Source organism: Asanoa ishikariensis, from assembly GCF_900107455.1.
GTDB classification, from domain to species: Bacteria; Actinomycetota; Actinomycetes; order Mycobacteriales; family Micromonosporaceae; genus Asanoa; species Asanoa ishikariensis.
The window spans coordinates 133,013-145,324 of record NZ_FNQB01000002.1; the positions used below are offsets into that span (position 1 = coordinate 133,013).

General features: G+C 69.5%; 9 protein-coding genes. 3 read left to right on the forward strand and 6 right to left on the reverse strand.

Annotated features, from left to right (window positions below; translation table 11 throughout):
• Window positions 1-5 precede the first annotated feature (5 nt).
• Genes BLV39_RS14970 through BLV39_RS43000 form a run of 5 tightly spaced genes read right to left on the reverse strand, consistent with a single transcriptional unit; the run spans window position 6 to window position 4,947 of the window.
• Window positions 6-1,202 (reverse strand): substrate-binding domain-containing protein, encoded by a 1,197-nt coding sequence (locus BLV39_RS14970; RefSeq protein WP_204082771.1) that lies wholly within the window; start codon window positions 1,200-1,202, stop codon window positions 6-8.
• Window positions 1,203-1,232: 30 nt separating this feature from the next.
• Window positions 1,233-2,225, reverse strand: a complete 993-nt coding sequence (locus tag BLV39_RS14975) for an ABC transporter permease (RefSeq protein ID WP_090791911.1) — start codon at window positions 2,223-2,225, stop codon at window positions 1,233-1,235.
• A complete protein-coding gene (locus BLV39_RS14980) occupies window positions 2,222-3,208 on the reverse strand; it encodes an ABC transporter permease (protein WP_090791913.1) in 987 nt (328 codons plus the stop codon). The genes BLV39_RS14975 and BLV39_RS14980 overlap by 4 nt, the downstream gene beginning before the upstream one ends.
• Window positions 3,205-4,713: a sugar ABC transporter ATP-binding protein gene (locus tag BLV39_RS14985; protein WP_090791916.1), complete on the reverse strand. Its 1,509-nt coding sequence runs from the start codon at window positions 4,711-4,713 to the stop codon at window positions 3,205-3,207. Before BLV39_RS14985 ends, BLV39_RS14980 begins: the two co-directional genes overlap by 4 nt.
• Window positions 4,714-4,737: 24 nt before the next feature.
• Window positions 4,738-4,947, reverse strand: a complete 210-nt coding sequence (locus tag BLV39_RS43000; protein WP_176984928.1) for a hypothetical protein — start codon at window positions 4,945-4,947, stop codon at window positions 4,738-4,740.
• Between the two features lie 77 nt (window positions 4,948-5,024).
• Between BLV39_RS43000 and BLV39_RS14990 the strand changes: the two genes are divergently transcribed.
• Complete coding sequence (locus BLV39_RS14990; RefSeq protein WP_090791919.1) at window positions 5,025-8,576, forward strand: ThuA domain-containing protein; 3,552 nt, start codon at window positions 5,025-5,027, stop codon at window positions 8,574-8,576.
• Window positions 8,577-8,638: 62 nt separating this feature from the next.
• On the opposite strand, the gene BLV39_RS14995 is transcribed toward BLV39_RS14990, so the two are convergent.
• On the reverse strand, window positions 8,639-9,550 hold the full coding sequence (locus BLV39_RS14995) for an MHYT domain-containing protein (RefSeq protein ID WP_090791921.1): 912 nt from the start codon (window positions 9,548-9,550) through the stop codon (window positions 8,639-8,641).
• A 134-nt stretch (window positions 9,551-9,684) separates the two neighbouring features.
• Here BLV39_RS14995 and BLV39_RS15000 point away from each other — a divergent pair, with 134 nt between their 5' ends.
• Together BLV39_RS15000 and BLV39_RS15005 are read left to right on the forward strand one after the other, a co-directional pair.
• Window positions 9,685-10,614 carry a hypothetical protein gene (locus BLV39_RS15000; protein WP_090791924.1) on the forward strand — a complete coding sequence of 310 codons (930 nt, stop codon included), beginning with the start codon at window positions 9,685-9,687 and terminating at the stop codon, window positions 10,612-10,614.
• 48 nt (window positions 10,615-10,662) lie between these two features.
• Window positions 10,663-12,261: a hypothetical protein gene (locus BLV39_RS15005; RefSeq protein ID WP_090791927.1), complete on the forward strand. Its 1,599-nt coding sequence runs from the start codon at window positions 10,663-10,665 to the stop codon at window positions 12,259-12,261.
• Window positions 12,262-12,312 lie beyond the last annotated feature (51 nt).

Below are 12,312 nucleotides of genomic sequence, written 5' to 3' on the forward strand. Positions count from 1 at the left end.
GATGGCTACTTACCGCCCCAGTCGCCCGGGTAGCCCGGGAGGTCGCTGCACCCGCACATCGCGTAGTGCAGCGGCGGCATGCTGGGGTCGACGTACTGGGACAGGTTGGCGTCGGTGATCGTCGGCTGGGGCAGCTTCCACGGGCTGGGCACCTGCTCGCCCTTGAGGATCTTCAGGGCCGCGATCACCGGCGTACGCCACTGGTAGGTGGGGTAGGTCGGCGCGACCGCGGTGAGCTTCTTGTCCTGCCACATGCGCAGGAAGTCCTGCTGGTCCTCGCCGACGATCGCCGGGAACGGCTTGCCGAGGTCCTCGAACGCCTCCGCCGCGGCGACGGACGTGGCGCCGGCGTCCATCCAGATACCGTCGATGTTGCCGAAGCGCTGGATGTAGTTGTTGACGATGGTCTTCGTCTTGGCCGCGTCGCCGTCGGTGAACTCGACACCGACGACCTTGAGCTGCGACTTGTCGAAGGCCACCTTGGCCGCGCCCCAGCGGGCCTCCAGCACGTCGACGCCGGGCAGGATGCGCAGCGCCAACACGTTGCCGCCCGGCTTGACCTTCTCGATCAGGAACTCGGCGCCGGCGGCGCCGAACGCGTACCCGCCGATCGGGTTGATGAAGGTGACCGGGCACTTGGTGTTGACGCCGCGGTCGAAGACGATCACCGGCACCTTGGCGCATGCCTGCTCGACGGCCGGGGTCAGCGTCGCGGTCGTGTTGGGCGACACGATCAGCGCGTCACAGCCCTTGCCGAGCAGGTCGGTGATGTCGGAGATCTGCTTGTCGTCCTTGCTCTCCGCGTCGGCCACCTGGAACGACTTGATCTCCGGGTGCAGCTTGACCTCGGCCTGCATGTTCTTGAAGCCGACCTGGCGCCACGGGTTGCCGACGCCGGCGTTCGAGAAGCACAGGTTGTACGGCCCGGCCTTCTTGTATTTCGCGGTGTCGGCGTTCTGCGGGTTGAGCGCCTGCTCCCATGGCTTGTCCGAGGGACCGGTCGCACTGGTCGTGCGCAGTGCGATCTCGTTGTCGTAGTCGGCCTGGACGAAGAACTCCGACGTCTCGCCGGTGCCGGCGCCCGCATCCGCGGAAGCGCTGGCGCTCGGGTTGGTGGCCGGCACGTCGCTGGAACAGCCCGCCAGGATCAGGGCCGTTCCAGCGGCGAATATGGCAAGGGCAGTACCTGTTTTCTTGCGCAACTCTCCTCCTACTGGTGGTGGGTGCGTGGTTCAGGTGCGTGCCCGTAGCCCGCCGATGGCCACGGCAGCGAGGATGATCAGGCCCTGCACCGCCGACGCGAGTGCGCCGGCGACGCCGAGCAGGTTCAGCAGGGTCAACAGGGTTTGCAGGGTGAGCGCGCCGAGCATGGCGCCGACGACCGAGCCGCGGCCGCCGCCGAGCACCACGCCGCCGAGCACGACCGCGGTGATCGCGGTGAACTCCAGCCCGGCGCCGACCTGGAAGCTCACCCCGCCGAAGCCGCCGAGCAGGATGGCCGCCACGGCCGCGCAGCCGCCGCTGACCACGAACGCGATGGTGCGGACGCCGGCCACCCGCCCGCCGGCCAGCCGGGCCGCGCGGGGGTTGTCGCCGACGGCGAGCAGCACCTTGCCGAAGTCCGAGCGCATCGCCAGGATCGCCAGCCCGGCCAGGACGAGCAGGATCAGCACCGCGTACGGAATCTCGCCCAGCCAGGGCACGCCTTCGATGCCGCGCCGGCCGAGCATCCGGAACTCCTCGGACAGCGCACCGCGGGGCGAGCCGCCGGTCCAGGTGTAGACCGCGCCGACCAGGATGAGGTACATGCCGAGGGTGGTGATGAACGACGGCACCAGCAGCAGCGTGGTGACCAGCCCGTTGACCAGGCCGACCAGCAGGCCGAAGCCGAGCACCAGGGCGACCACCGGCCACGTCGCACCCGGGTCGCCGTCGATCAGCCGGGCCGCGATCACCACCTCGGCGGTGACCAGGGAGCCGACCGACAGGTCGAAGTCGCCGGCGACGATCACGAAGTATTGCCCGGCGGCCAGGATGATCAGCGGCGCGGCCCGCTTGAGGAAGGCGAGCAGGGCCGGCGGGTCGTAGAAGTCAGGTTGCCGGATGCCGACCGCGACCAGCAGCAGCACCAGGATCACCACGACGGGCGCGATGCTGCCGGCACCCCAGCGACCGCGGCGGGACTGGCCGAGGGCGGCGGGGCCGGTGGGTGCTTCGACCGTCATGCCGCCGCCTTCCGGACCACTTTGCGGCGCAGCCGCATGGCGTAGATCGCGACCGCCGCGACGATCACGACGCCGCGGACCACCTGCTTGAAGAACGGGTCGACGGCGAGCTGGTTGAAGATGCCGTCGATGACCGCGAGCAGCAGCACGCCGCCGACCGTGCCGGCGACTCCGCCCTTGCCGCCGGCCAGCACCGTGCCGCCGAGGACCACCGCGGCGATCGACTCGAGGTCGTAACCGCCCTCGGCGCCGACCCGCGGCGCTCCGGCGCCGAGCCGGCTCGCCAGGTAGAGACCGGCGATGCCGGCGCAGAGCGAACAGATCACGTGGGTCCGGATCAGCACCCAGTCGGTGCGGACGCCGGAGAGCCGGGCGACGTCGAGGTCGCCGCCGGTGGCGATCAGGTGGTGCCCGAAGCGGCTGCGGTTGATGACCACCCAGGCCACTGCCGCGACGCCGATGAAGAGCAGGAACGCCACCGGGACCGGGCCGACCCGGTCGTAGCCGAGGTGCTGGAAGGAGACCGGCACCGAGCCGGCCGGGCCCGCGTACCCCTGCTCCAGGTAGCCCTTGATCAGCAGCCCGACGCCGAGCGTGGCGATGAAGGCGTTGATCCGTAGTTTGGTGATCAGTAGGCCGTTGACCAGGCCGATCGCGCCGGACACCGCGACCACGGCGAGGATCGCCGGCAGCACGCGGCCGTCGCTGCCGGCCATCGTCTCGGCCGCGATCAACGAGGTGAGGCTGATGACGTACGCGACGGAGAGGTCGAGCGACCCGGCCAGGATGGCGAACGTCTGCCCCACGGCGACGATGCCGAGCCCGGCCGCCCGCTGCAACAGGCTGACCGTGCTGTTCTGGCCGAACAGCGAACCACCGTCGGTGGCGACCAGGATGCCGCCGATGATCAGCGTCATGCCGAGCGCCAGCCAGACGCCGTTGGTGGAGTCGATGCGGGGCCGCCGCGCGGTCAGGGTAGTCATGCGGGCACCTCGTGCGGTGTGCCGGTGGCCAGGCTCAGGACCGCCTCCTCGCTCGCGTCACCGGGTAGCTCCCCGGCCAGGGCGCCGTCGCGCATGACGACGATCCGGTCGCTCATGCCGAGCAGCTCGGGCAGCTCCGACGAGATCATCAAGACCGCGGCTCCCTTGTCTGCCAGGTCGCGGATCAGCTCGTGGATGGCCGCCTTGGCGCCGACGTCGATGCCCCGGGTGGGCTCGTCGAACAGCAGCACCCGTGGCGCCATGGCCAGCCAGCGGGCCAGCACCACCTTCTGCTGGTTGCCGCCGGACAGATAGCGGACCTCCTGGTCGACGCCGGCCGCGTGCACCTCGACGGCGGCGAGCAGGGCGCGCACGCTGGTCGTGCGGGCGCCGCCGCCGAACCATCGCGGCGTGGCGGCGCGGCTGGCCAGCAGCGCGTTGTCGAGCACCGACTGGCTCAGCGCCAGCCCTTCGCCCTTGCGGTCCTCGGTCACGTACGCGATGCCGGCCCGGACCGCCTGTCGCGGCGACCGGGGCCGCACCGGCTTGCCGTCGAGGGTCATCTGCCCGGCGGTGAAGCTCTCGACTCCGAACAGCGCGCGAGCGAGCGCCGAGCGCCCGGACCCTTGCAGGCCGCCGACGCCGAGCACCTCGCCGGAGCGCAGCTCGAGGTCGATCGGGCGGAGGCGGCCGTTGCCGGCGCCGGCCAGCGTGACCAACGCCGCGCCGGGCGCGCCGGCCTTGGGCGGGTAGTAGCTGGCGAGCTCGCGGCCCACCATGTGCCGGACCAACGCCTCGGGCGTCGCGTCGGCGGTGTCCACGGTGACCACCCGGCGGCCGTCCTTGAGCACGGTGATCCGGCTGGAGAGGTCGAACACCTCGGCGAGCCGGTGCGAGACGTAGAGGATGCCGATGCCCCGGGCCTGGAGGCGGCGGACCAGCGCGTAGAGCAGCTCGACCTCGTGGTCGGCCAGCGCCGCGGTCGGCTCATCCATGATCAGGATGCGGGCGTCGAGGGAGAGCGCCTTGACGATCTCGACCACCTGCTGCTGCGCGACGCCGAGTTGGCCCACCCGGTCGGTCGGCCGGACCGTCTCCGCGCCGACGGAGGCGAGCAGCTCGGCCGTACGCGCGCGCATCGCCCGGCGGTCGACCAGGCCGCGCCGCGTGGGCTCGCGGCCCAGGAACACGTTCTCGGCGACGGTGCGCTCCGGGAGCAGGTTGAACTCCTGGTGGATGATCCCGACGCCGGCTGCCTGTGCTTCGCGTGGGTTGTGCAGCACGACCGGCTCACCGGCGATCCGCAGGCTGCCGCTGTCGGGCTGGTGCACGCCGGACGCGATCTTCATCAGCGTGGACTTGCCGGCACCGTTCTCGCCGACCACGGCGTGCACTTCGCCGGGATACACGTCAATGTCCACATTGGACAATACGGACACACCGTAGAACGACTTTCCGACGTCGTGCATCGCTAGGAGCGCGTCCGGTGGTTCAGGTGAATCCATTGTGATCACCGAAACTTTCGCTTGTCAGGCTTGAGCTTTTGCTGAGCTGACCGAAAGCGCCATTGGCGTCGCATCGTAAGCGCCCGAACACAGACCGATCAAGACCGTAACGCGCTGGAGACGATCACAGTTCTGCATTGATTGATCTTTCCGCGCGATCCGGTCCGTTGACGGGTCGCCGCGAAGCGAGTCAAACTCAGCAGCGTCGATGCGCTGCGGCGCTTCGACCCCCACGCGTACTTCGGCGGACGCGTTGCACCGCAAGCCCTCGCACGGCATTGCCCTCGCACGGCAACGACGAAGGAGACCGCATGCGCCGCCGCAGACCTGTCCTCACCCTGCTCACGATCCTCATCACGCTGCTCGGCCTCGGCATCGTCCAGGCGCCCGCCCAAGCCGCGCCCGCCTTCCGGGCGCTGGTCTTCAGCGAGACCGCCGGCTACCGGCACGACTCGATCGCGGCCGGCGTCACGATGTTCACGCAGCTCGCCGCGGCCAACAACTTCGAGGTGGTGTTCAGCGAGGACTCCACGGTGCTCAACGCCGCCAACCTCGACACGTACGACGTGCTCGTGATGTTCCAGACCTCGGGCATGGTGTTCGACAACGACTCGCAGCGCACGGCGGTGCAGAACTACCTGCGCGCCGGCAACGGGATCGTGGCGATCCACAACGCGACCGACATGGGCATCGACACGACGTTCCCGTGGTGGGACCAGACGATCAACGGTGGCGCGCACATGCCGTCGCACTCGCCTGGCTCACTGCAGGGGTACGCCCGCGTCGCCGACAAGGCCCACCCGTCGACCGCGGGCCTGCCGGACAACTGGCAGCGCACCGAGGAGTGGTACAACTTCGACGTCAACGCGCGCGGCAACGTGCACGTGCTGGTCACCGCCGACGAGCGCACCTACAACCCGGGCTCCGACGCGATGGGCATCGACCACCCGATCTCCTGGTGCCGCGAGACCGAGGGCGGCAAGGTCTGGGCGACCGCGATGGGGCACGACATCGCGTCGTACAGCGAGACGAACTTCCGCAACCACGTGCTCGGCGGCGTCCGCTACGCGGCGGGCAACCTGCCCGGCGACTGCGGCGGCACGGTCTGGGGCAACTTCGAGAAGGTCAGCCTCGACTCCAACACGGTCGACCCGATGGCGCTGGACATCGCGCCGGACGGTCGGGTCTTCTACGTGCAGCGGGCCGGCCAGATCAAGATCTTCAAGCCGGCGCAGCAGAGTACGGTGACCGCCGGCACGCTGTCCGTCTACACCGGCGGTGAGGACGGGCTGGTCGGGATGGCGCTCGACCCCAACTTCGCCAGCAATGGGTGGATCTATCTCTATTACTCGCCGTCCTCCTCGTCGACGGACATCAACCGGTTGTCCCGGTTCACCGTCAGCGGCGACACCCTCAACCTGAGCAGCGAGGTCGTGCTGCTGTCCGTGCCGGCGTACCGCGACCGGACGTTCCCGGAGCCTGGGCACACCGGCGGCTATGTCGCGTTCGGGCCCAACGGCAACCTGTTCCTGTCGACCGGTGACGACACCCCGCCGAACCTCGACCCGGCCTGGCAGGGCTACGCGCCGCTCGACTGGCGCTCCGGCAAGTCCAACTTGGACGCCGCGCGCAGCGCGGGCAACACCAACGACCTGCGCGGCAAGATCCTGCGGATCCACCCCGAGACGAACGGGACGTACACGATCCCGAGCGGCAACCTGTTCACGCCCGGCACCGCGCAGACGCGGGCGGAGATCTACGCGATGGGCTTCCGCAACCCGTTCCGGTTCGAGGTCGACAAGCAGACCGGCTGGATCAACATGGCCGACTACGGGCCGGACCGCGGCCTGCCGACCACCAACCGTGGCCCCGAGGGGCTGGTCGAGCTCAACGTGATCAAGCAGGCGGGCAACTTCGGCTGGCCGTTCTGCCATGGCAACAACCAGGCGTACGCGCCGTACAACCCGGACACCGGTGTGGTCGGCTCGAAGTTCAACTGCAACGCGCCGGTCAACGACTCACCCAACAACACCGGCCTGCGGACGCTGCCTTCCCTGGTGCAACCGCAGATCTGGTACGGGTACGGCGCTTCGTCGAACTTCCCGGAGATGGGCGAGGGCGGTGCGGCGCCGATGGGCGGCCCGGTCTACCGCTACAACGCGTCCAGCACCTCGGCCACGAAGTTCCCGGCGTACTACAACGGCGTGCACTTCTTCTACGAGTGGGCCCGCAACTACGTCAAGGAGATCCACTTCGACTCCTCCGGCGGCCTGGTGAAGATCAACCCGTTCCTGCCGGGCGAGTTCTTCAACAAGCCGATGGCCATGCGGTTCGGGCCGGACGGGTCGCTCTATCTGCTCGAGTGGGGCGCCAACTTCGGTGGCGGCAACAACGACTCCGGCCTATACCGGATCGACTACGTCAAGGGCGGCCGGGCACCGGTCGCGGTGGCCACGGGCACGCCGACCAACGGGCTCGCATCGCTGACCGTGCAGTTCTCCAGCGCCGGCACGCACGACCCGGACACCGGCGACACGATCAGCTACGCGTGGGACTTCGAGAGCAACGGCAGCACCGACTCGACGGCCGCCAACCCGTCGAAGACGTACACCACGAACGGGAACTATGTGGCGAAGTTGACCGTCACCGACAACACCGGTCGGTCCTCGTTCGCCAACGTGCCCATCACCGTCGGCAACAACGCGCCGGTGGTGACCGTCACCGGGCCGCCAAACGGCGGGATGCTCGACTTCGGGCAGAACGTGGCCTACTCGGTGACGGTGACCGACGCGCAGGACGGCACGGTCAACTGTCAGCAGGTGTTCACGAACCCGGCGCTCGGGCACGACGACCACGAGCACGGCACCACCGACCTGCCCGGCTGCTCGGGCACGGTGTCGACGGGCAACCTCGGCGGGCACCCGGACGGCGCCAACCTGTTCTACGTCCTGAACGCGCGCTATCAGGACAACGGAAACGGGTCCGTGGCCCGGCTCACCGGCTACGCCAAGGCGATCCTCCAGCCCAAGCACAAGCAGGCGGAGTACTACACGGCGCAGTCCGGCACCCGGATCGTCGCGCAGACGGGCGCGGAGAGCGGCGGCCGGATCGGCGACATCAGCAACAACGACTGGATCATGTTCGACCCGATGAGCCTCCAGGGGATCACCACCGTCAGCTACCGCGTCTCGTCGCCTTCAGGTGGTGGCAGCATCGAGCTCCGGGCGGACTCGCCGACGGGCACGTTGCTGGCCACGAACCCAATCGCGGCAACGGGCGGCTGGGACACGTACGTGCAACAGGCCGCGGTCAACGTGGCGGCGCTGTCCGGCACGCACAAGCTCTACATGGTGTTCAAGACCAGCTCGACGAACAGCTTCGACGTCGACGCGTTCACCTTCGGTGGCAACGGCGTCGGCACCACGCCGAGCGGCGGCATCGCGGGTCGGACGTACACGGTGACCGCCAACCACAGCAACAAGCTGGCCGACGTCAGCGGCCAGTCGACGGCCGACAACGCGGTCGTGCACCAGTGGGCCTCGACCGGCGGCGCGAACCAGCGTTGGCAGGCGGTCGACGCGGGCAGCGGCAACGTGTACCTGAAGGCCGTACACAGTGGTAAGTGCATGGCGGTGGCCGGTGGCTCGACCGCCGACGCCGCCGCGGTGGTGCAGTTGACCTGCAACAACCAGACGAACCAGCAGTGGACACCGGTCGCGTCCGGTGGCGTCTACCAGTTCCGGGCGGTGCACAGCAGCAAGTGCCTCGACGTCAACGGCGGCTCGACCGCCGACGGCGCGGCGCTCATCCAGTGGCCGTGCCACACCGCTACCAACCAGCAGTGGCGCCTGACCCAGCAGTGAGAAAGGAAGGGACCCTTGCTAACGCGCCGTGTTAGCAAGGGTCCCTTCCGCTGCGGAAAGCGTTAATAAGGGGCCCTTGCTTCGCGGTGGCGGAGGCCGGGGGTGATGGGCATGTCGAGGCGGATCGGCTCCGTCGCGGTCGCCCTCGCCCTCGCTGTCGCCGTCGGCGTCGCGGAGAAGCCGGCTGCGGCCAGGCCGACGGGCTCCGGCTTGGTCAGCGTCGCGGGACCGTCGCCGGCGAACTCCTCGGTGGTCATCGCCTGCAACGCCACGGTGGCCATCACCGTCATCGTCACCGCCGAGACCAGCGCGACGGCGACGATCAGGCCGAGCGGGCGCACGCCCTCGACCACGCTCAGGCCGGTCCGGTCGAGCTCGACACCGACCGCGGCCATCGCCGTGTAGTGCATGCCGCACACGCCCGCGGCCATCAGCGCCGACGCGCCCGCGATCGGCAGGCGGCCGTCGACGGTGGTGCTGAACCAGAGCGCCGCGGTCGCCGCGACGACCGCGATCAGCGCCGACAGTGCGACGAGCTTCGGGCCATAGGTGATCTCGCCGGCCACGTCGACCGCGGCCATCCCGGTGAAGTGCATGCCGAGCAGGCCGGCACCGGTCACGCCGCCGGCCCGCAGGATCTGCGCGGTGCTGGGCTCGCGGTAGCCGACCAGGAACAGCCCCACCCCGACGGCGCCGAGCGAGAGGGCGAGGCTGGCGGCGGTCAGCGCCGGGCTGTAGCGCACCGGGCTGTCGACGACGTCGAAGCCGAGCATGGCGGTGAAGTGCGCGAGCCAGACGCCGGCACCGCCGATCGCCACGGTCGCGATGGTCAACCACTTCACCCTGGCCGCGCCTTCGCTCACGGCTCGCGCCCGGCCGGTGCAGTAGAGGCCGATCAGGGCGCCGATCACGGAGACCGTGTACGCGAAACCGGGATTGAGCCAGCCGTGCGTGAAGTGGTGCACTTCTGCCATGCGAGCAGTGAGCCAGCTAGATAAGGTGGGGTGTCGCACAGCTCGTCCGTCACCCACCCGATCGAGGTGGCTTGCGCTAAATGTCCTTTTGGCCCGTTGACCCGCGGAAGTGGCCGCGCATACGGTCGCTCGCCGTGGGACGACACATTCGACGGTACGGCTGGCCGATCGCCGCGGTGGTGACCGGCGCGGCCGTCATCGCTCTGGCCGGCACTCTTTCCGCGCACGCCGAACACACTCCGGGCGACCCCGGCGGACTGGCCGAGCGCACCGGCACCGGTTGGCGTGACTCCGACGACGGCTGGTCGCAGCCCGCGTCGCCGCCGCCGGCCCTGTCATCGACCGCGCGGCCGGCGGAAGCGGTGCCCGAACGGTTCGCCACGTTGCCGCCGGGTGCCGCACTGCCGACCGGGGCACAGTGCGCGACCTGGGTGCGGGCTCGGCCGTCGGCCGAGAACAAGCGCATGAACCTGATGGCGAACGCGGCCACGGGGCACCGGATCGGGGCCGACATCTTCGACGACAACCGGGCGGACACCCTGGTCGCGACCAGGGTCGACGGTGCGTTCACCGGGTCTACAAAGGACATCCTGCGGTGGGCGGCGTGCAAGTGGGGCGTCGACGAGGACCTGGTGTTCGCACAGGCCGCGATCGAGAGCTGGTGGCGGCAGACGGTGTACGGCGACTACACGGCTGATCCAGCGCGCTGCGCCCCGGGCCACGGGCTGGGTGACGACGGCCGGGCCGGGGAGTGCCCAGAGAGCTTCGGCATCCTCCAGGACCGGCATCCGTACCAGAAGTCGGCCTGGCCGGGTGTCGCCCGCTCGACCGCGATGAACGCCGACCTGGCGTACTCGATCTGGCGGGGCTGCTTCGAGGGCTACGAGGCCTGGCTCGGCAAGGAAGAGCGGGGCAGCGCGTACGCGGCCGGTGACCAGTGGGGCTGTGTCGGGCGCTGGTACAGCGGGCGCTGGCACACGGCCGACAGCGAGGGCTACATCGCCAAGGTCAAGGACTACCTGAACCGCCGCATCTGGGAGACCCGCGACTTCCAACAGCCCTGAGTCCTGGCTGGGTGCAACGGATCTCCGTGCGGTGGAGTTCTGGGTGGCATGCGGGTTGATCACATCGTCGAGCGGCTGTACCGCGTCCTTCTCGGGTCGGCATTGGCGGTCGGCGTCGTCGGTGTGACGCACGTGTGGTGGGCCGGGTTGGGGATGTGGAAGGACGAGGCGAGCATCGCCAACAACCTGCGCCGGTGCTACCTCGCGCTGACCGGGAACCTGCACTACGACCAGGTCGCGCCGGTCGGCTGGCTCTGGTTGGAGAAGACGTTGCTCGGGGTGGTCGGCGCTGACGACCGAGTGCTCCGGCTCCCGTCGTACGCGGGTGCGCTGGTTGTGCTCGGGCTCGGTGCGTTCATCGCGCGCCGGGCGATCGGCCGGGCCGGTGCGGTCGCTGTCGTCGCCCTGCTCGCGGTCTCGCCGATGTTGCTGGTCTACGCGGGCGAGCTCAAGCAGTACACCTTCGAGGCCGCGGTGGCGTTGGCGCTGCTCGTACTCGGCGCGTGGGCACACGAGGCGCTCCGGTGGAACGGTTTTAGCTACGACTGGCGCTCGGCGACGTGGGTCGCGGCGACCGGGGTCGCGGTGTTCGTGTCGTTCAGCGCGATTCTGGTGACAGCGGCGGTCACGATGGCGCTCGTCGGGCTGCTTGCGTTGCGGCGTGCGTGGGCCGACGCCGGTTGGCAGGCCGCGCTGTCGGCGCCGGCCGCTCTCGCCGCCGCGTTCCTCGTGTGGTGGCGGCACCGCTTCTCGTTCTATCCGAACCAGGCGGACTATTTCGTCAACGGCACCGCACCCAGGAACGCGGGACCGAGCGAGTTGCTGGCCTGGCTGCCGAAAATGTGGACCACCTTTGTCACGGCGCCGATGAGTTGGCGGTTCGGATGGCTGGTGCTGCTGCTCATGATCGTCGGGGTCGTCGCTCTCTGGCGGCGTGACCGGTTGTGGGCGGCCATGCTGACCATGGTCTTCGTGACCGCGGTCGGGGCCGCCGCCCTGCGCGGGTTCCCGATGGTCGGCCGGCCCGCGATCTACCTGATCGCTCCCACCGTGCTGCTGGTCGTCGCGGGACTCGTCGGGATCGTGCGTGCCGTCGTGGCCGGTGCGACCTTCCGCGGCCGGGCGGTCGTGGCAACGCTCGCCGTCCTGGCCTGTGGGCTTGCGATGGTCCGGCCGGTCGCCGGAACCGTCCGAAAGGAGATCGCGGCGCCGTTGGGCAAGGAAGCGCTCCGCGATGCGCTCAGGGACGTCTCGGGTCAGGTCCGGCCGGGCGATGTCGTCCTTGTTTACTATTTCGGCAACCCGGTCACTACCTGGTACAGCCCATATCTCGACCTCGGAAACGACGTTTTCCATGTGCGGCTCTGCCAGCCGACCAGCCCCGAGGAGAAGAAAATCCGCCTGTACGAGACGCTCGCCGGTGCCAAACGAGTCTTCTACGTCCAAGGCCGGTTGAACGCGACCACGCGGCGCGACAACTTCGACGTCTCGCTGCGAGCCCTCGACGCGATCGGCACTGTCCAGGAACGCCACGATGCCCCACGGGACCGCATCGGACCGCATTCCTGGGCGCTTGTCGACATCACGGAGGCCCCGCCGTTCTCCCCACCGGCGTCGCCGCCCAACCCATGCCTTGAGATGTACTGACCTGCCTGGGGGGTGTCTCGTGGATCATGCCGGCGCCGCGCCGGGCCCAGA